Genomic DNA, 18,755 nt, shown 5'->3' with positions numbered 1-18,755 from the left:
GCCGCCTTTCACAAATATGCGATGCAGATATTTGGTATCGATGTTTTATACCAACGTATTGCACCGCATCTGCTGTTCTCGATGCCGTCAAAATTGTCTTTTGGAGTAAACGATGTCTTCCGTCACAACGATGACACAAAATCACATGAACCTCCTTCGTTTTTCTAGCAACAATACGTAAGGAGCTTAAGACGGGATTGGAAGTCGAATATACCGATGGATGCAGTGACGATACGCAACGAATATTGTAGCGTAGCCTCTACATGGCTAACATTGCCTCCCAGTCCCGTCAGGCCGGTAATCAATCACGGATTGCTTAGTTTGGACCGCACGCGGGGCGTAAATATCACGGTCACGCTTGCCTCTCAGAAGAGGCACAACGCTCGCGTAGCCGTGATGAGAAAGTTCCCTAATGGTGATGTCGACAAACGAAGAAGGTGTCAAATGACTCTAGAAGCTCGCGAAGACATTATTGAGAGAGCGTTGCTTTGCCTTTTGGCGCCGGCTCCGGCACCGGCTGCAGCAGCGCTTGTAAAAAAGAAGAAACTTCGTCTAACTAAGACCTTGCTTTCTGAGGCGGCAAAGGAAAAGCCGCGGAAGGAGCTGATGCCGGCAAGGATTTCGATTATTGAGTGGCTTTCATCCGTCACGCTCAGTGTTTGCTGGAGCGACTCGACTACGGGGTATTTTGGCGATCAGGTCTGGAGGATGGGTCTCGCACACGGCCGATCATTCTGCGCACTCAGTGGTATGCCGATCAAGATCGGGGATTCAGTTTTTCGACCATGGGTGAGCGAGACTCGGGCGCCCGCAAATAGTCATCGAATGATTCTTGCGTCGTGCGTGCGCGTACCGAGCGCACGACGATGATGGCGAGGCACTGATCAAACTGAGAGCGCGTCTTTTGACAGTCAGAGAGGGAACTGCGTTCGTTTTGGACAAGATGGTCGTATCTGCTTCGCGGCCATTACACGAGTCAGTAACGAAGCCGCGGTGCGGCCTTCCAAGGTCTTGGTACACTGGAGCTAACATGTCGGCCACTCGTTCGAGCAGACTAGAGAAACGACTTGAAAATGTAATCAGTCGAATGAATTCTTTCCGGGAGAAAGAGGAAGGATTCCTGGCTAGTCTGTTGCACGTAATCCCGAGAACCGCGCGGTGCGCGCTTCCGCTTTCTGTTGCAGTGTGGTCGATACTGGAATTACCAATCGAGCTCATACTCGCTCGATCATCGCCGGAGCGTCTCGCTTCTGTGCTGGGGAGATTGATATGGGTCGCGTTAGCCGTCGGCACTGTAGTCAAGATGCGGTTTGCCAAGGCTATTTTTCTTTTCCTCTGTGCCGTCAGCTCAATCGTTATCGCGGAAGCGCTATCGATGGCATATGAATCGTCTCCGCTGGTGTTTAGTGTGCTGGTGGTTGATCTTTTTCTTAAGGTAGCGGCACTTGGGATATTACTGTTGCTTCCTCTTGTCACCCGACATTTCCGCTGAGCTGCTCTGCAAGACCGTCGTCATTTCTCTTAGTTCAGGCCTGAAGTTTTTTGCTGTACTTTGAGCGCGGAGGAGCGCTGTCCATTCGCGAGACTAGGACATAAATCCGTGAGAGGGTGCATCGCTTCGGTGCTGTCGCGGTGCTGATTGGCTGCTCGATTTCTAAAAGTTGTGTTTTCCGGCGTACATATCCCCACGCACTGCCCGTCCACCGCCGAATTTCCATCAATTGTTAGCCTCGGTTTGAGACCCGCTGATTGATCAGAATGGATTTGCGGTGTGCGCAAACGCGTTAAGCTGAAGTGAGCACACTTTTCTTGGACCTTTCGCTTTTGTGATTCCGCTTGAATTGCGTTTCATTGAGGAACATATTGAAAAAAAGACCCGCCAATAAGGCGGGCAAATTTCCTTTCAAGTCTGACAACAGGGGTGTCGTCAAGGTAAGCTTATCACCGACGTAAACCTACCACGTGATGTTTCGTTACACGGTAGCGGCGGGGTGAGAAGTGCGGTTCGGTTTTACTTGCCGATCTCAACGAAGCACACGCCGCGTAATAGCTTGTATATTGCGGCGCGAAGCGGGGTTTCACGCGGGGTAGATTGTCTCGCCTCGTCTATGGCTTTCGTTTGGCGAATGCGGTTCATAGTCAAAGAAAGAGGCGGCCTTAGCAGGTTGCGGAAATACCTCGCGCGGAAGTCATCGTGACGGATAGTAAAATCCTTGATGTGAGAAGCTCACTTGTCCCTCGGGAGATCATGCGCGGCGCCGACACGTTCACCGAAAGTCTGTTTTGCGTACGGAAGCTGGACGATTTCGTTCCAGGCCCACATCCGCTGCGCTCGATTCGCCTCATGGCGAATGAGGCGCTGGCGAAGATGGACGGGTTATTCCCGGAATGTATGAGTTGACATCAAGGGCGGGCGCCCGAGTATCCCGCCGGAGAAACTGCTGCAGGCCATGCTGCTGCAAGTGCTTTACAGGATCCGGTCCGAACGCCAACTCATGGAGCAAACGCAATACACCCTGCTTTTTCGGTGGTTTATCGGTCTATCGATGGACGATTCGGTGTGGGTGCTGACGGTGTTCACGAAGAACCGCGAGCGTCTGATCCGCCACGATGCGGTGGTCGAATTCGTCAATGAAGTGCTGTCCATCGCGCAGAAGAAGAACTGGTTGTCGGGCGAGCACTTCAGCGTGGACGGCACGCTGATCCAGGCGTGGGCGGGACACAAGAGCTTTGTGCGCAAGGACGGTAACGACAGGGATAACGACGCTGGTCGCGGCGGGGGCGACTTTAAGGGCAGCAAGCGGAGTAACGAGATGCACGGGTCGACGACCGATCCCGACGCTCGGCTTTACCGCAAGGGCCAGACGGCCAGCGAACGTTTCATGGGCCACACGCTGACCGACAACCGCCATGGGCTAGTGGTCAACGCCAGCGTGAGTTGTGCTGACGGACATGCCGAATGTGAAGCGGTCAAGGGCATGATCAACGATGCGCGGCAAGCAGCGAAGCACGCGGCTGCGTAAATCACGCTGGGCGCGGACAAGGGTTACGACGCACAGGAATTCATCGAAGCCTGCCAGCGGACGAAGGTCACGCCGCACGTGGCACAGAACACCTCGGGTCGTCGTTCAGCTGTGCCCGATGCCATCGTGCACACCGTGGGCTATGCGATATCGCAGCAAAAGCGCAAGCTGATCGAACAAGGCTTCGGGTGGGCGAAGACCGTGGGGCGCATGCGGCAGGTGATGGTGCGCGGGTTGAAGAAAGTCGACCAGATGGTCGTGTTGAACATGGCCGCCTACACCTCGTGCGCATGCGCTCTTTGGGGCAGGTCCGCCCGCGGTATCGGAAATCGCGATAACGGGGCGAAAAATGTTCCTCAGGGCGTCGAAAAAAGAGTTGAATTGGCGTTGGAATTTCGCAATGCAGAAAATCTGCGGCGGCAACCGCTCGGCGATATGGACGTTGCTTCTGGTGGGGTGTATTTCCGCAGCCTGTTATGCAGGTTCAGGGCGCGCGCGAGTAACCCCGGACTCGTATGCGGCAGTATATAAGCCCGATACCCACGGGACATTGCGGCTGAATGCACATCGCCATACCATCAATTGCTAGGGCGACATGCTGTCCTGTCAGCCGATACGATACGCTCCGGCGGGCAGCACCAGTGAATACGTTGTCCAGGCTGTTCCAGATTTTCATCTCATGAAAGTCTCTTGAATAGCCAATATTGCCCAACAAGCCAATGAGGAGGTTGAAATGAAGTCGTGTCGTCGTGAGTTCATCGTACGAAGCGCTGTGGGGTTAGTTTCGAGCGCTTTCTTTCCGCTCGTCGGTCATGCAGCGGAGGAACTTTCTGAGGCAGATCCGAGCGCAGTGGCACTCGGGTACCGGGTGGACGCGAGCAAGGTGGACAAAGCAAAGTTTCCGAGGTACGCGGCCGGGCAGAACTGTGCAAACTGTCAATTTTACCAAGGCAAAGCATCCTCAAAGACTGCTGCTTGCCCCTTATTCACCGGCAAGACTGTCGAAGGGGCTGGCTGGTGTAATGGGTACGCGCAGAGAGGGTAACTCAATGGTTGCCGCCCGCGCGAGTCGGGAGTTCTGCGACGAATCGTGCGTTCGAATTACCATTCTCCGACGGCGTCGAGTCAAACAAGGGGGGCTCTTAGCCTCCCCCAGGACGTCGCCTGCCCGAGCGCCTGTCTCCGATGCACACCACTTCACGGATGAACGGCCTATGAGGCATATTTTCCAAGATCGAGGTCGAAAATGGACATGACGTCAGATGCTCCGCATCTCCCACCATCGCGCGACAAGAAGGTGGAAATCGCGCCCTCTTCACGCGTTACGGTCTGGCAGCCGAGAATCCCCCCGAAAACGTTGCTTCTTGATGTGCTATTCGCGGTGACCTTGGTCGGCGGGGCAGTGTTCGCGTTGGCCAAGTATCACTCGCACATGAATTTTTACGACAGATTGGTGCTGGTATGCGCGATTCCTGCTCTTACCACGCTGGGATGGCGTTGGAAGCCGGCGCGCATGCTAATGCTCGGTATCGCTGGTTTATCCCTATTTGCGATTAACCTGTACGGCAACGTTCTCGATCGAGCCGATCACGCCTTTTTCTTGAAGTACCTTCTATCGAGTCAATCCGCAATTCTTTGGATGAGCGCGCTGTTCGTCCTGGCAACACTGTTCTACTGGATTGCCATGATAGCCCGCTCGGCGTCGGCGGGTGGGATCGCATCGAAACTCACATGGAGCGCTGTTCTGATGGGTTTCGTCGGGATGATGGTGCGCTGGTACGAATCTTATCTGATCGGACCTGACATCGGGCACATTCCCATCTCGAACCTGTATGAAGTCTTTGTACTGTTCAACCTTATCACGGCGCTTTTCTATCTCTATTACGAGGGACACTACAATACACATGCGCTCGGAGCCTTCGTGCTGCTCGTGGTTAGCGCGGCGGTGGTTTTTATGATGTGGTATTCGATATCGCGGGATGCACAACAAATTCAACCGCTTGTCCCGGCGCTCCAGAGCTGGTGGATGAAAATACACGTACCGGCGAACTTTATCGGGTACGGCACTTTTGCTCTATCTGCGATGGTAGCCGTTGCCTACCTGATGAAAGAGAAGGGGGTCCTGGATGATCGCCTCCCGGCGCTTGAAGTACTAGACGATGTGATGTACAAGTCAATTTCTGTCGGATTCACTTTTTTTACCATCGCAACGATTCTAGGTGCGCTATGGGCGGCGGAAGCGTGGGGCGGTTATTGGAGTTGGGATCCAAAGGAGACCTGGGCGCTGATAGTATGGCTGAACTATGCTGCATGGTTGCATATGCGTCTGCTCAAGGGCCTTCGCGGCAGACCTGCAGCGTGGTGGGCGTTGACGGGGTTAGTAGTCACGACATTCGCGTTCATCGGCGTCAATATGTTTCTTTCTGGTCTGCATAGCTACGGCAAACTCTGAAAGTGGTGTGCGCCTTCTTGAGGACCGGCGGTCTACGGGCCGTTCGCTAGTCAGGCGGCGTGTGTTAAGAGGATCATGCGCTGCCGCCCGAAGTGGGCGGCATGCGCCGGCTAACTTTAGCTACGTTGGTCGGTCCTTCGGGTTTCCAGCAGATCATGATCACTTCGCACAGGGGCGCGCAGATCGAGCCTTTTTCATTGTGTTCGTTCCAATGAAGGACGGGCTCTTTATCGCGAGTCGCGGCACAACGCGATGTTCTTGACAGCCGGCCATTGCTCAGACTGCATGTAGCGTGAGCCGCTGTTGCACGCTGACGGGACTTGGAGTCTGACGCTATCAAACCGTGAAGCTCTGTAGACAGGAGCGCTTACTGAAGAGGTACCGTTTGAGCGCCCGAAAGCTCCCAATGCGTCGGATTGAAATATCGTACGCCATTCCCATTCGCCTCTGTGAAACCGCGAACTCAATGCGGCGCCGACCGACACGGCCCTTCGTTGCATGATGGTCAACCCCTACCGGCACACGGATAGCCGTGAGCGTCGCAGGACTTTGAGTCAACGTCGTCCGCAGCGGGCGATGACGCCCGCTGCGGTAACATGCCCGGTCCGGCCCTCGTCGCGGTGCGTATCCGATCGCATCGACCACTGCGAATATCTTCGTGGCGACGTTGTCCGCTTCGATTGCGACCCCGAGATACTCGTTCGATCTCCCTGCAACGCACGCGCGAAATGCCATACCCCGTGAAACGGGGCGCTTAGGAAGTGCGAGGGCCATTGGCGACGCCGCAGGCGCCCGACGCTAAGACCGGTAGACAGATAGGCGGCTTCGGCGGCGCCCGCCATCTTGATCACCAATGCGCAGGCTCCGTCATTGTTGCAGCGGTGGATAGTCGCACGGCAGGACGTCGCCAGCTCGCGGATGATATTCTGGTCAATAGGCTATGGATAGCTCCGGCACTCCGAGGTTAGGGAGGAAGGTCTACGGGCGATTAAAGAGCGTAAATAACGCCTGCAAAGATTAATCCGAACAGCAACCACTTAATTGCATAGTAGGTGGGCCGATGCCAAGCCTTCATCCGCTTTCCCAATCTACGGATTGCGTAAATATACTTGAATACACGATTCAGGAAGCCGATACGGTCTCCGGTTTCGTTTGGAGAGGTTGCCGCGCGGAGCACTACGTTCGAGAAAGCCCTGTTGAATGAAACAACCCACCGATAACGCATCGGACGTTCGATATCGCAAAAGAGGACGATGCGCGAAATTGCGGTTTCGTTTTTTGCGTAATGGATATAGGTTTCGTCGAACATGACCTCCTCACCGTCGCGCCAATAATATTTCTCCCCATCCACCTCAATAAAGCAACTGGGACTGGAGGCCGTAACGAGTCCGAGATGGTAACGGATGGATCCGGCGTATGGGTCGCGATGTCTAACGAGGCTCGCGCCAGGCGGTAACTGGGCAAACATCGCCGCTCTTATGGATGGAATTTCCTGTAGCAAACGTGTCGTTACTGGACAAAGCGCCGTTGCGGACGGATGAGGTTGGTCGTACCACTTTAGATAGAACCGGCGCCAGCCGGTCTTGAAGAATGAATTAAACCCAATGTCGCCATAGTCTTGTGCAGCCGCAATTTTCTGTGCTGCGTCGACTGCCATGGCCTCATCGCGGATAGTCTTCCAGTTGGCTTTTAACGACATGAGTTCAGGAAAGCTGGACACGTCGATATACGCGCCTCGTTTCAGAGTTGAGAACATATAGAAGACGGCATTAATCGGCGCTAGAAACGTCGAATGGTCCGATAATTGCCGCCAAAATGGGAAGCGTAGCCTACCTCGCATTGCCACGTAGGACGCGCTAGCAACAAACCAAAACAAGAAGAACACGCGCACCGAATACTCCTAAATATCGTCAAGGTAAAACTTGATCGGCAAAAGTTTGCTTCCGGCGCCACGTGGTATGTGCGACCGTACGCAGGTTCGGACTTAATGAGGCGGTTGATGCCGGACTGCTGCGCCGTCTTTGCGTGCCCCCGAGTGAGAGCGACGAGAAATACCCCGGCTAAAACCAAAGGGCACAGTCTGTAGATGGAGCGCAACCGGCGCGTCACGAAAGGTTGCCGCGTATTAACCGGCGAACAATATATCAGTGTCTTCTTTCGTTTGTCTCGATGACTAGCCCGGTGCGCGCTGGCCACACGCAAGCGCTTCGACGCAAATCACGAGTTTCCGTCATTTTAAATGATGTGAAAACGGAAGCGCTGCATCCTTCGGTATACGCTGTTGATACGTGTGCATCTTTGACGTGGTCGCGCGGGTCAGTGCAGGGCCAGGGCGTTCCCACCCGTGACGCCGATGTATCGCCAGTGCAAAGCCGGCGGCATGACGTAAAGCCTGGTGCTGCGTCGACGTCTGGTTGAAAACGATGCTCACAGTCCGAGTAGTTCGCTTTGCGGCCAGAAAGGTGAACCCGGCAGTGCTACAGGGGTTTGCGGAGCAACGCTGGGGATGACGCCAATCGAAACCTTGGAGAGCCGGCGATCTGCGTTTCACGGTCAGACGATTGTTACTCCCGGTGAAGAGTGTTTGCTGTGCGTGGCAGCCATGTTCCATGGTGAGCCGAATTTTCTGAGGCATCTCATGGTCCTGCGCCATGTATGTGTGAGCCCGGAGGCATACTCACGCATATTCCTTGCATACTCAAGCGCCGTTGCACCTCTAGTCTTCCGGCAGCAAACTATACGTGTTCATCAACACAAGGAGCAGTGCCATGAGAATAGCCGGTGTCTTGTGCGTCGCCCTGGCAGGATTGTCCGTGACGGTAGCTGTTAGCGCCTACGGGCAGTCGGAGACGCGCTTACCGTACAAGGGGACGACCGCGGCCGTTGTCGACGGCAAGGGGAATATGCACGTGCCGGTCGATTACCGGACCAGTTATCAGATGCTGGGCAGTTGGGCTGTTGCCGCAGACAGTGGCCCGGGCTCAAAGCAATTGCACGTGGTCTATGCGTCACCGGGAACCATCGCCGCATATCGCAAGACCGGACATTTTCCAGATGGCGCTGTTCTGGTGAAGGAAGTGTACAAGGCGAACACAAATCCAATGACGACAGGTACGGTAAGCAGTGCGGGCACCCTTTCAGGCTGGTTCGTGATGGTTAGAGATGACGTCGGTCGCTTTCCGGAAAACAAGCTTTGGGGCGACGGATGGGGCTGGTCCTGGTTTGATGCAGGCGATCCAAAGAAAACTACATCCACGGACTATAAGAAAGACTGCCAGGGATGTCACATACCGGCGCAAGCTTCAGACTGGATATATACGACGGGTTATCCGCCTCTCGGTCGCTAAGGTGGACACGGTCTCGGCTGTTGTCGAGCCGCTGCGCTAGCTTCAGCATCTTGGAAAAGCGAGGATGACGGCGCCGTGCTGATTGTCCTTTGCTTTTGAAAGTTCCCCTGGCGTCTGATATGAGGCGTCGAACGGTTTTCGGCCGCTGCTGCGTTTCGGCGAAAAACCGAGGAGATAAATCACATGAAGGCAATCATTGTGATGGACCAGTCTGCCGGGACGACCGGCATGAAGCTCGCCGAGCGGCCGGCGCCGGAGGCAGGGATAAATGACGTAGTCGTTCAAGTCCATGCGTCGGGATTCACTTGGGATGAGTTGACGTGGCCGTCCACGTGGACTGATCGTCAGGGTCGTGACCGGACACCATCAATTCCCGGACAAGAGTTGGCAGGTGTAGTCACCGCCCTCGGCTATGGCACGAGGGGACTTTCGGTGGGGCAGCGCGTGTTCGGCCTTACGGACTCGTATCGCAGCGGCACCTTGGCCGAGTATGTGGCGATCGAGGCGCGCAACCTCGCGCCGCTGCCAGGCGACGTCGACTTCACGGTGGGCGCAAGCGTCGCAATGCCGGGCCTGACCGCGTGGCAGGGACTATTCGACCACGGTCGCCTTCAGGCAGGACAAAGCATCCTTGTGCACGGAGCGGCCGGTGCAGTCGGTTCGATGGTAACCCAGCTCGCGCGCGAGGTAGGCGCCCATGTCATTGGCACCGGACGCGCTAGACACCGGCAGACCGCGCTCGAATTCGGCGCGCAAGAATTTATCGATCTTGAGAACGACGACCTGGAAGATGTCGGTGCAGTGGATCTGGTCTTCGATGTGTTCGGTGGTGAAATCGGGAAGCAGTCCGCTCGTGTAACTCGAGCCGGAGGAACGCTGGTGACAATTGCCGGGCCGACCGAGGCGCGTCCTGTTGACGGCTTGGCGATCGACTTCGTTGTCGTATCTGAGCGCACCCAACTTAGCGAAATCGTCCGGCGAGTGCGTGAGGGTCGGTTACGTACGCATATCGGCAAGGTCTCTAACCTTGAGGACGCCGTTGTTGCGCTTAACCCGACCGAAAAGACCAACGGAAAAGCGATCATCCGAATTCGTCCGTGACCGATACCCCGACGTCACTGCGACGGTTCCAGTAAAGAAGCACGCAACATGGAGAGAATGCACATGAAGGCGATTGTAGCAACCGATCAGGCAGCGGGATTGGCAGGATTGAATCTTGTCGAGCGGCCCGAGCCGTCGGCGGGGATAAACGACGTTGTTGTTCGGATTCATGCATCTGGGTTCGTCCCTACCGAAATGGCGTGGCCCTCAACGTGGGCCGATCGCAGCGACCATGACCGAAGGCCGTCGATCCCTGGCCATGAACTGGCCGGTGTGGTCACCGCTCTCGGCTACGGAACGACGGGTCTGTCGGTAGGCCAGAGAGTGTTCGGACTCGCCGACTGGTACCGTGACGGAACCTTGGCGGAGTATGTCGCGATTGAGGCGCGGAACCTTGCACCGCTGCCCGGGGACGTCGACTTTGCAGAGGGCGCTAGCCTGCCGATCTCAGGGCTGACCGCTTGGCAAGGGCTGTTTCAACATGGGGGCCTCCGGGCAGGCCAGCGCGTGCTCGCTCACGGCGCCGCCGGGGCGGTCGGCACGATGGTGACGCAACTGGCGCGAGAGGCCGGCGCGTATGTCATTGGCACAGGGCGCGCCGCCGACCGTCAGAAGGCGCTCGACTTTGGCTCGCAAGAGTTTGTCGACCTCGATAGCGATACGCTGGAGGACGTCGGTGGTGTTGATCTCGTATTCGATGTCATCGGTGGCGACATCGGGAAACGATCCGCAGGTCTGGTTCGAGCCGGAGGGACACTGGTGTCCGTTGTCGGGCCGTCCGAGGCGTGTCCTTATAACGGGCGTGCGATAGATTTTGTTGTCGAGTCCGATCGCGCCCAATTGGCCGAGATTGTCCAGCGCGTGCGGGACGGACGACTACGGACGAACATTGGCGAGATCTCGACCCTCGACGATGCCGTCGCAGCCTTGAACCCGAGCAAACGACGTGAAGGAAAGACGATCATCCGCATTCGTCAGTGAGGAGTCGGTAAAGCGCGGTAACCGACACACATAAATATTTGCTTGCTCGCCCGAGCGCTTTGCTGCGGTCTGTCCGGCCAAAAAATGTAGTACATGTGCGATGCATGTAGCTCGACTGCCAACGGTAACGTGTTCCGCGACAGCAAGGCAACGGAGTCTCATGACTGCGGTTTCGATAGTCGAAGGACGCGTTCGCGTTCGAACGACTGCATATTCGCCCTATGTTGCCACGAGGACGGGAACGGACGGTGCTGTCTTCGGGGAAGAACATTCCTCGCCACACGACGGTTTTGTCTTGTCGCTCGAGATTGACACGGGCGAGTCGATCCATTCCGCGGCTAAAGCTATGTTCGGAGTGTTGTCCGCGAGTGTTCCGGTAGAGAGCTGCGCTACCAGTTTAGTGGCGCTCCACCGTTGGGTCTTCAAATAGCGACGGCACGCAGAGCGAGCGCCGTAATGATATTTTCCATCAGATCAGGGAGGTTTAACATGCATCAGCGTGCTGTACTTGCTGGAGGATGCTTTTGGGGGATGCAGGACCTAATCCGCAAGCTTCCCGGCGTTGTTTCGACTCGCGTCGGTTATACCGGGGGCGACATTTTGAACGCGACCTACCGAAATCACGGCACTCATGCCGAAGGAATCGAGATTGTGTTCGATGCAACGCAGACGAGCTACCGGCGCATTCTCGAGTATTTCTTTCAAATCCACGATCCGACGACACTGGACCGTCAAGGTAACGATGTCGGAACAAGCTACCGGTCGGCGATTTTCTATACGACCGACGAACAGAAAAAGGTGGCGCTGGAGACCATTGCCGACGTGGAAGCATCGGGCCTGTGGCCGGGCAGCGTTGTCACTGAACTCGAGCCGGTCGGAGACTTCTGGGAAGCTGAGCCGGAGCATCAAGACTATCTTGAGAAGCAGCCGGGAGGGTACACCTGTCACTTTCCTCGTCAAAACTGGGTCCTTCCGAAGCGCGAGACAGCAGACAATTCCGCGACGATTCGTACTCTTGCTGGCGCGAATACCCGGTCTTAGGTGCATTACGTCATGCAAGATCCTTGCGTCTGGCCAGATGGCAGTTTTCGCACTGCGCGCCGAGTGCTCGACGCGGTCCGTCTCGGTTGCGAACGAAACCAGCGTCGGTTGTTCGACGGCGTGAGCTTCGGCCTCGCGGCTGGTGACATGTTGCGCATCACAGGCCCCAATGGCAGCGGAAAAAGCAGCCTGCTGCGTCTGCTATGCGGGTTGGCTCAGCCTGCTGAGGGGCATGTCGAGCTGTTCGGTCACGCGCTCGCCCAGCAGCGCGGAGCCCTCGCTTCTCGGCTGCTATGGATAGGTCATGCCCCCGGTGTGAAGGCACTCTTGACCGTTGAGGAAAACTTGTCATGGCTAGGAGCATTGCATGGGCGCGATGCGATTGCCGCGATAGAGCGGGCGATTGTTGCGGTTGGCCTGCGTGGTTTTGAGGACACGCGTTGCCATGCCCTTTCAGCGGGCCAGCAGCGTCGCGTTGCATTGGCGCGCCTGTACCTGCCAAGTGCACCGATGCTATGGCTACTGGATGAACCGTTTACGGCGCTGGACAGGGCAGGCACAGAGCAACTTGAAGCGCATATGGCAATGCATTGTGAGCGCGGCGGTACGGTGGTGCTGACTACGCACCACGAACTGACCAAACGGGCGCGAGCTTACGCTGTCCTTGATCTTGGGCAGTACGCGACGTGACCATGGTCGTGATTTCCTTACTTAACCGCGAGTTGCGTCTGTTATGTCGCCAGCCAGGGGACGTTGTTAACCCCTTAGCGTTTTTCTCCGTTGTCGTCGCTCTGTTTCCGCTAGCGCTAGGGACGCAATCACGGTTTCTGCAACAGGCGGCGCCAGGGCTAGTGTGGGTCGCGGCGTTGCTGGCCGTGCTGCTTTCGCTAGACGGCCTGTTCCGCGCTGATTTCGAAGATGGCTCGCTGGAGCAATGGATGATTTCATCGCACTCGATGCTCCCGCTGGTACTGGTCAAAGTAACCGCGCACTGGATTTGCAGCGGTCTGGCAATGGTGGTGGTGGCACCTCTCCTTGCCTTGATGCTGGGCCTCCCGGTCCATTGCTTTGGCGCGCTGCTGTTTTCCCTATTGCTGGGGACGCCAGTGCTAATCCTGCTCGGTGCAGTCGGCGCCGCGCTCACGGTTGGTTTGCGTCGAGGCGGGTTGTTACTGGGGCTGCTGATCCTGCCGCTGTACGTCCCGGTGCTGATCCTGGGTAGCGGTGCTCTGCAAGCCGCGTTGCAGGGCCTGCCTGTTGCGGGATACCTGCTGTGGTTGTCGTGCCTTACCGCGCTGGCAATGACTTTAGCGCCGTTTGCGATTGCCGCGGCGCTTTCCATCAGTGTTGCCGAATGACGCGCCACCCGTGGTGCCGACCCGACGACCGCTCAAGAGCAACTCGAATGAACTGGACCTGGCTACACAAATGGGGCTCGCCAAAGCTGTTCTACTCCATGAGTGGCAGGTGTCTGCCATGGCTCGGATCTGCGAGCGCGCTTTTGCTCGTGATCGGCCTGTCATGGGCACTGGCATTTGCGCCCGCAGACTACCAGCAGGGCGACAGCTTTCGCATTATGTACATCCACGTGCCGGCTGCTCTGCTTGCTCAATCGATATATGTCATGTTGGCGACTGCCGGGGTCATCGGGACGATCTGGAAAATAAAGCTGGCGGACGTCGCGCTACAGCAGGCGGCCCCCATCGGTGCCTGGATGACATTCATCGCGCTGAGCACGGGGGCGATATGGGGCAAGCCCACGTGGGGCACTTACTGGGTATGGGACGCGCGCCTGACCTCCATGCTGATCCTGCTGTTCCTGTATCTAGGTGTCATCGCGTTGGGCCAGGCGATCACCAATCGCGATAATGCCGCGCGCGCTTGTGCGGTGCTATCGGTGGTTGGCGTTGTCAACATTCCCATCATCAAGTATTCGGTCGAATGGTGGAACACTCTGCATCAGCCCTCCAGCTTCTCGCTTACGCATGCGCCGGCCATGCCGGCGCAGATGTGGATGCCATTGTTATTAACCGTGCTGGGATTCTATGGCTTCTTCGGAGCGGTCTTGTTCGCGCGCATGCGCCTGGCAGTGCTGCAGCGCGAGACTGGCAGCCGTTGGGCCGATGCTGAGGTTGCCCGGCTTCTGGAGCGTCGGACATGATCGCATTCGCGTCGTTCGCTGATTTTCTCGCCATGGGTGGACACGGCGCCTACGTCTGGAGCGGCTATGGTTTGTGCGTTGCTCTATTGGCATTGAACGTGATACTGCCTTTGCTGGCACGCCGTCGGTATCTGAACAAACTCTCGCGCAGCCGCCGCCGTGAGGTATCACAATGACTCCCGCACGCAAAAAGCGACTGTATTGGATGCTGGCGCTGCTCTGTAGCGCGAGCGCGGCCGCGGCATTGGCAATGGCGGCGTTGCGGCAAAACATCAATCTGTTTTACACGCCAACTCAGATCGCGGCTGGTGAGGCACCGCGCGACGCACGCATTCGCGCGGGCGGGCTGGTACAGGCCGGTTCGTTGAAACGCTCGCCGGGTTCACTGGCACTGCGATTTGTCGTGACGGACGGAGAGAGCAGCATCCTCGTACGCTACGAGGGCATCCTGCCTGACCTTTTCCGCGAGGGCCAAGGCATAGTCGCCATGGGTCACATAGAGCCCGACGGCGCACTGCACGCTGATGAAGTCCTTGCCAAGCATGATGAGAAATACATGCCGCCTGAAGCGCTGGGTGCGCTGAAGAAAATCGGTGCGGGAGGCCAGGTTCCGCGCGGCAAACAGGAGTCGTATAGATGATCCCGGAACTCGGACTATTAGCCCTAATCCTGGCGCTGTGTCTCGCACTGGTTCAAGCAAGCGTCCCATTAGTTGGCGCCTGGCGGGGCAGTCAACGCTGGATGGCGCTGGCGAAGCCGGCCGCGTGGGGACAGCTCACGTTCTTGATGTTCAGCTTCGCCTGCCTGGTGCACGCATTCCTAACGGACGATTTCTCGGTTGCTTATGTTGCGGAAAACTCAAACAGTGCGCTGCCCTGGTATTACAAGGTCAGTGGAGTCTGGGGTGCGCACGAAGGCTCGTTGCTACTATGGGCTTTGATACTGGCCGGATGGACAACTGCAGTCTCGTTCGGCGCGCGCCAACTACCGGAGGCGATGCAGGCGCGAGTACTGGCCGTGATGGGCATGATAAGCACTGGCTTTCTGCTGTTTCTGATCGGCACCTCCAACCCGTTTGCGCGCTTGCTACCTAATGTCCCAGTCGATGGCCGTGACCTCAATCCTGTGTTGCAGGACGTCGGCCTGATCGTCCATCCGCCCATACTGTACATGGGCTATGTTGGCTTCTCGGTCGCCTTCGCATTCGCCATCGCTGCCTTGCTGGATGGCAAGCTCGACGCCGCATGGGCACGCTGGTCTCGTCCCTGGACAAACGTAGCGTGGGCGTTTCTCGGCGTTGGCATCGCCGTCGGGTCATGGTGGGCTTACTCTGAGCTCGGGTGGGGCGGTTGGTGGTTCTGGGATCCCGTCGAAAACGCGTCGTTGATGCCCTGGCTAATGGGCGCGGCCCTGATTCACTCTCTGGCAGCAACTGAGAAACGTGGCGCATTCAAGAGTTGGACTGTGCTACTTGCGATCGCCGCTTTCTCGCTCAGCTTGCTAGGCACATTCCTGGTCCGGTCGGGCGTGTTGACCTCCGTGCACGCCTTCGCCACCGACCCGGCACGCGGCGTCTTCGTGCTCGCGTTTCTCCTGGGCGTGGTGGGCGGGTCGCTTGCGCTGTTTGCTTTTCGCGCGCCAGTGGTCAAGAGCCATGCAAGCTTTGGAATCTGGTCACGTGAGACGCTGCTGCTGGTCAACAATCTGTTGCTGTCAGTGGCGGCGGCCGCGATCCTACTCGGGACGCTCTACCCGATGGTTCTGGACGCGCTTACCGGCACGAAGCTGTCGGTGGGGGCGCCCTACTTCAATGCCATGTTCGTGCCGCTGATGGCGCTGCTGATGGCGACGGCTGCGGTCGGCATGTTCACGCGGTGGAAAGCCACGCCAGTGCGCTGGCTCGCGCGAATGCTCATTCCTGTGCTGGCGGCGAGTCTGACGCTCGCAATGGTCGCGGCTACCTTGCAGACCCGGTCGCGTTGGGCAGTGGCTGCAAGCTGCTTCCTGGCTGCGTGGATCGTATTCGCAGGCATACGTGACGTGTTCTACAAAACGCGCAACAAAGGATTGCTCACGGGCCTGCCCACTCTCGGCCGTAAGTATTGGGCAATGCAACTGGCCCACCTAGGCTTCGCAGTGTGCGCCTTGGGCGCCGTGCTGACAAGTGTCTGCAGCGTTGACCGGGATTTGCGCATGACGTCAGGAAAAGCCATCCAGGTCGGGGGCTATGATTTTATTTTCGAAGGTACGACGCGGATTCAGGGGCCGAATTATGTCGCCGATCGCGGCAGTGTACGGGTCCGTCGAGATGGGCGCGAGGTGGCAATTCTGCATCCGGAAAAACGCGTCTACCAGGTCCAAAGGACTCCGATGACCGAGGCCGCTATCGAGGCGGGTTTCACCAGAGATCTGTTCGTAGCCATGGGTGAACCGCTGGCCGACGGCGCTTGGGCGGTGCGGGTACAGATCAAACCTTTCGTTCGCTGGATCTGGGTGGGTGTGCTGCTGATGGCGTTGGGCGGTTCCCTCGCGGCGACAGACCGGCGCTATCGCGCCAAGTCTACCAGGTTGGCCCGGGAGAGACCCATTCGCGGAGCGCGAACATGAAGCGGTTGCCGTTGCTGTTGCCGTTGGCGGTGTTTCTACTCATCGCGGGTCTGCTGTATCGCGGTTTATTCCTCGATCCGAGCAACGTGCCATCCGCGCTAATCGGAAGAAATTTTCCCGTTTTCGCCCTGTCGGCTCTCGACCGGCCGTCGCGCACCCTGACACGCAAGGACATTGTAGGAAGACCGGCGTTGGTTAACATCTGGGCCTCATGGTGCTCATCCTGCCGACTGGAGCACCCGTTCTTGATACAACTGGCCTCTCGAGGCGTAGTCATCTACGGTGTCAATTACAAGGACGACCGATCCACGGCGCTCCGCTGGCTGGGTAAGTCGGACAATCCGTACCTGCTGGACGTTGAGGATAGCGTCGGATCTTTAGGTGTGGACCTTGGCGTTTATGGTGCACCTGAGACGTTTGTCATCGACGCTCAAGGGGTCATCCGCGACAAGTATGTCGGAATCCTCGACGAGGATGTTTGGCGGAATGAACTTGCCCCGGTTTATACCAAGCTGTTGCAGGAGGCCGGACCATGAAGCGTGTTTTCGCTCTGATCGCGCTAGCGCTCGGCGTGATCAGTGCCTGCTACGCCGCCATCGATCCCCGTGACTTTGATACCGACAGCCAGCGCGAACGCTATCACGAGCTGGCCGTCGAGCTGCGTTGCCCCAAGTGTCGGAACCAGAACATCGCGGAATCGGATGCACCGATCGCCAACGATCTGCGTGGTCTGATTCATCGCATGTTGCTCGAAGGCCAAAGCGACGACCAAATCATTGACTTCATGGTCGCGCGCTACGGAGATTTCGTGTCGTACGACCCGCCTCTTTCCAGCCGCACGGCGCTGCTATGGCTTGGCCCTGCAGGAATTTTACTCGCTGGAGGTGCGATCATCGCCGTTATCGTCGCAAGCCGGCGTCGAACACACCATCCGACAGCAAGTCCATTGTCGGACGACGAGCAGCGTCGCTTAGCGGGCCTGCTTGGAGCCGCGGACACATCCATTGGACGAGATATATGATCAGTTTCTGGGTCTACGCAGGACTGTTGTTCGCAGCAGCGCTAGGCTTCATCCTGGTGCCCCAGTTGGGCCTCTCGCGCAAGCACGATGATGCCGATCGCACCCGTATGAATGTCGACCTCTACCGCGAACGTCTGCACGAATTGCAAGAGCAGCACCGCGTCGGCGCGCTCGACGCCGCCCAGTTCGATCTCGGGCGCGTCGAGGCTGCACGTGAACTGCTGGACGATGCCCGGCATGCGGAGAATGCCGTTGATTTTCCCCTAGGCAGAACTATTCCGGTTGCAGCCGCGCTATCAACGCCGTTTCTGGCGCTGGCGCTGTACCTGCACTGGGGCTCGCTTGACCAGCTTAAGCTCTTCCACCAACGCTCCGTAGCACAAAATGTCGAGAAAATCGTTATGCACCAGGAAGCAGTATCTTTAGCTGCTACGTCCGACTCGGCCGATGGCTGGTCGTCGTTGGGCCGCGCCTACATGGCACAAGGACGCATGTCCGAAGCGGCCCGGGCGTACGAGCGCGCGGCGACGCTTGCAGGGCGGCCGCCGGAACTGCTGGGTCACTGGGCAGAGGCCGAATATTTCGCGGGTGATCGTAAATGGACTCCCAAGTTGCAAGCACTCACCGACGAGGCTCTCGCCCGCAACCCGCAAGAGGCAGTGAGCCTAAAGTTAGTAGGCATGGCCGCGTTTCAAGCCGGTCAATACAGTAACGCGGTTAGTTACTGGGAACGACTTATGGCCGCACTGCCTGAGGGAGACGCAAGCCGCGCCTCGATTGCCAAAGACGTCGCTCGCGCCCGCGATTTGACGAAGTAGCGATGCTTCATATAAAGCTTGACCAGATCGGTACGGACTGACATTGACGTTTATTCACGCTAAGCCTGAAGACCTCGGCCTTCAAGGGGATGAAAGGCTCTTGTAGACAACGCGGTAACAATGTGCTGATGTTTTCGGAGGAATTGAAGGCACGCCTATACGGCCAGGAACAACTGCGAGGATGCGCGCGCCTATGGTATATC

Annotated in this window: 18 protein-coding genes and 1 pseudogene; 18 read left to right on the top strand and 1 reads right to left on the bottom strand. The window is 57.4% G+C overall.

The annotated features are described in order from the left end of the window. Positions 1-216: 216 nt before the first annotated feature. From C2L64_RS56170 to ccsB, 5 genes and pseudogenes are all read left to right on the top strand, one after another. A complete protein-coding gene (locus tag C2L64_RS56170) occupies positions 217-870 on the top strand; it encodes a DUF3331 domain-containing protein (protein WP_322790668.1) in 654 nt (217 codons plus the stop codon). 160 nt (positions 871-1,030) lie between these two features. Beyond that, complete coding sequence (locus C2L64_RS48135; protein WP_133061142.1) at positions 1,031-1,492, top strand: hypothetical protein; 462 nt, start codon at positions 1,031-1,033, stop codon at positions 1,490-1,492. Positions 1,493-2,248: 756 nt separating this feature from the next. Further along, positions 2,249-3,361 (top strand): annotated as a pseudogene (locus tag C2L64_RS48130) (IS5 family transposase). Between the two features lie 395 nt (positions 3,362-3,756). Further along, entirely contained in the window at positions 3,757-4,068 is a 312-nt protein-coding gene (locus C2L64_RS48125) for a high-potential iron-sulfur protein (RefSeq protein WP_086908863.1), read from the top strand. Between the two features lie 258 nt (positions 4,069-4,326). Continuing rightward, positions 4,327-5,475 (top strand): c-type cytochrome biogenesis protein CcsB, encoded by a 1,149-nt coding sequence (gene ccsB / locus C2L64_RS48120; protein ID WP_322790679.1) that lies wholly within the window; start codon positions 4,327-4,329, stop codon positions 5,473-5,475. A gap of 988 nt (positions 5,476-6,463) precedes the next feature. On the opposite strand, the gene C2L64_RS48115 is transcribed toward ccsB, so the two are convergent. Continuing rightward, positions 6,464-7,366: an aspartyl/asparaginyl beta-hydroxylase domain-containing protein gene (locus C2L64_RS48115; protein ID WP_103154245.1), complete on the bottom strand. Its 903-nt coding sequence runs from the start codon at positions 7,364-7,366 to the stop codon at positions 6,464-6,466. A gap of 877 nt (positions 7,367-8,243) precedes the next feature. On the opposite strand from C2L64_RS48115, the gene C2L64_RS48110 reads away from it, so the two are divergent. The 13 genes from C2L64_RS48110 (at position 8,244) to ccmI (ending at position 18,552) form a co-directional block, all read left to right on the top strand. Next, complete coding sequence (locus C2L64_RS48110; protein WP_086908865.1) at positions 8,244-8,822, top strand: cytochrome P460 family protein; 579 nt, start codon at positions 8,244-8,246, stop codon at positions 8,820-8,822. A gap of 183 nt (positions 8,823-9,005) precedes the next feature. Next, a complete protein-coding gene (locus tag C2L64_RS48105; protein WP_086908866.1) occupies positions 9,006-9,923 on the top strand; it encodes an NADP-dependent oxidoreductase in 918 nt (305 codons plus the stop codon). Between the two features lie 63 nt (positions 9,924-9,986). Next, on the top strand, positions 9,987-10,904 hold the full coding sequence (locus tag C2L64_RS48100) for an NADP-dependent oxidoreductase (RefSeq protein ID WP_103154393.1): 918 nt from the start codon (positions 9,987-9,989) through the stop codon (positions 10,902-10,904). A 489-nt stretch (positions 10,905-11,393) separates the two neighbouring features. Continuing rightward, positions 11,394-11,945, top strand: coding sequence for a peptide-methionine (S)-S-oxide reductase MsrA (gene msrA / locus C2L64_RS48095; protein ID WP_086908914.1), 552 nt, complete (start codon positions 11,394-11,396; stop codon positions 11,943-11,945). A gap of 12 nt (positions 11,946-11,957) precedes the next feature. Next, positions 11,958-12,635, top strand: a complete 678-nt coding sequence (gene ccmA / locus C2L64_RS48090; protein WP_103154392.1) for a cytochrome c biogenesis heme-transporting ATPase CcmA — start codon at positions 11,958-11,960, stop codon at positions 12,633-12,635. 2 nt (positions 12,636-12,637) lie between these two features. Beyond that, positions 12,638-13,303, top strand: coding sequence for a heme exporter protein CcmB (gene ccmB / locus C2L64_RS48085; protein WP_207634607.1), 666 nt, complete (start codon positions 12,638-12,640; stop codon positions 13,301-13,303). Positions 13,304-13,350: 47 nt separating this feature from the next. Beyond that, positions 13,351-14,106, top strand: coding sequence for a heme ABC transporter permease (locus C2L64_RS48080; protein ID WP_086908870.1), 756 nt, complete (start codon positions 13,351-13,353; stop codon positions 14,104-14,106). After that, positions 14,103-14,282 carry a heme exporter protein CcmD gene (gene ccmD, locus C2L64_RS48075; RefSeq protein ID WP_207634608.1) on the top strand — a complete coding sequence of 60 codons (180 nt, stop codon included), beginning with the start codon at positions 14,103-14,105 and terminating at the stop codon, positions 14,280-14,282. Before C2L64_RS48080 ends, ccmD begins: the two co-directional genes overlap by 4 nt. Next, positions 14,279-14,746 (top strand): cytochrome c maturation protein CcmE, encoded by a 468-nt coding sequence (ccmE, locus tag C2L64_RS48070; RefSeq protein WP_086908871.1) that lies wholly within the window; start codon positions 14,279-14,281, stop codon positions 14,744-14,746. Before ccmD ends, ccmE begins: the two co-directional genes overlap by 4 nt. Next, positions 14,743-16,713, top strand: a complete 1,971-nt coding sequence (locus C2L64_RS48065; RefSeq protein ID WP_103154244.1) for a heme lyase CcmF/NrfE family subunit — start codon at positions 14,743-14,745, stop codon at positions 16,711-16,713. The genes ccmE and C2L64_RS48065 overlap by 4 nt, the downstream gene beginning before the upstream one ends. Next, a complete protein-coding gene (locus C2L64_RS48060; protein ID WP_086908873.1) occupies positions 16,710-17,249 on the top strand; it encodes a DsbE family thiol:disulfide interchange protein in 540 nt (179 codons plus the stop codon). Before C2L64_RS48065 ends, C2L64_RS48060 begins: the two co-directional genes overlap by 4 nt. Further along, a complete protein-coding gene (locus C2L64_RS48055; protein WP_086908874.1) occupies positions 17,246-17,734 on the top strand; it encodes a cytochrome c-type biogenesis protein in 489 nt (162 codons plus the stop codon). The genes C2L64_RS48060 and C2L64_RS48055 overlap by 4 nt, the downstream gene beginning before the upstream one ends. After that, the gene (gene ccmI / locus C2L64_RS48050; RefSeq protein WP_103154243.1) at positions 17,731-18,552 is read left to right on the top strand and encodes a c-type cytochrome biogenesis protein CcmI; all 822 of its coding nucleotides are present in this window, start codon (positions 17,731-17,733) and stop codon (positions 18,550-18,552) included. The genes C2L64_RS48055 and ccmI overlap by 4 nt, the downstream gene beginning before the upstream one ends. Positions 18,553-18,755 lie beyond the last annotated feature (203 nt).

The organism is Paraburkholderia hospita (assembly GCF_002902965.1).
Lineage (GTDB): Bacteria > Pseudomonadota > Gammaproteobacteria > Burkholderiales > Burkholderiaceae > Paraburkholderia > Paraburkholderia hospita.
This window is presented reverse-complemented; position numbering and strand designations above follow the sequence as displayed.

What these genes read in the sequence shown, in the direction of transcription:
- C2L64_RS48100 (WP_103154393.1), top strand. Translation starts at nt 9,987, where the DNA reads ATGAAGGCGATTGTAGCAACCGATCAGGCAGCGGGATTGGCAGGATTG.
- C2L64_RS48135 (WP_133061142.1), top strand. Translation starts at nt 1,031, where the DNA reads ATGTCGGCCACTCGTTCGAGCAGACTAGAGAAACGACTTGAAAATGTA.
- ccmE (WP_086908871.1), top strand. Translation starts at nt 14,279, where the DNA reads ATGACTCCCGCACGCAAAAAGCGACTGTATTGGATGCTGGCGCTGCTC.
- C2L64_RS48105 (WP_086908866.1), top strand. Translation starts at nt 9,006, where the DNA reads ATGAAGGCAATCATTGTGATGGACCAGTCTGCCGGGACGACCGGCATG.
- ccmD (WP_207634608.1), top strand. Translation starts at nt 14,103, where the DNA reads ATGATCGCATTCGCGTCGTTCGCTGATTTTCTCGCCATGGGTGGACAC.
- C2L64_RS48125 (WP_086908863.1), top strand. Translation starts at nt 3,757, where the DNA reads ATGAAGTCGTGTCGTCGTGAGTTCATCGTACGAAGCGCTGTGGGGTTA.
- C2L64_RS48080 (WP_086908870.1), top strand. Translation starts at nt 13,351, where the DNA reads ATGAACTGGACCTGGCTACACAAATGGGGCTCGCCAAAGCTGTTCTAC.
- C2L64_RS48060 (WP_086908873.1), top strand. Translation starts at nt 16,710, where the DNA reads ATGAAGCGGTTGCCGTTGCTGTTGCCGTTGGCGGTGTTTCTACTCATC.
- C2L64_RS56170 (WP_322790668.1), top strand. Translation starts at nt 217, where the DNA reads ATGGATGCAGTGACGATACGCAACGAATATTGTAGCGTAGCCTCTACA.
- ccmI (WP_103154243.1), top strand. Translation starts at nt 17,731, where the DNA reads ATGATCAGTTTCTGGGTCTACGCAGGACTGTTGTTCGCAGCAGCGCTA.
- C2L64_RS48065 (WP_103154244.1), top strand. Translation starts at nt 14,743, where the DNA reads ATGATCCCGGAACTCGGACTATTAGCCCTAATCCTGGCGCTGTGTCTC.
- msrA (WP_086908914.1), top strand. Translation starts at nt 11,394, where the DNA reads ATGCATCAGCGTGCTGTACTTGCTGGAGGATGCTTTTGGGGGATGCAG.
- C2L64_RS48110 (WP_086908865.1), top strand. Translation starts at nt 8,244, where the DNA reads ATGAGAATAGCCGGTGTCTTGTGCGTCGCCCTGGCAGGATTGTCCGTG.
- ccmA (WP_103154392.1), top strand. Translation starts at nt 11,958, where the DNA reads ATGCAAGATCCTTGCGTCTGGCCAGATGGCAGTTTTCGCACTGCGCGC.
- C2L64_RS48055 (WP_086908874.1), top strand. Translation starts at nt 17,246, where the DNA reads ATGAAGCGTGTTTTCGCTCTGATCGCGCTAGCGCTCGGCGTGATCAGT.
- ccmB (WP_207634607.1), top strand. Translation starts at nt 12,638, where the DNA reads ATGGTCGTGATTTCCTTACTTAACCGCGAGTTGCGTCTGTTATGTCGC.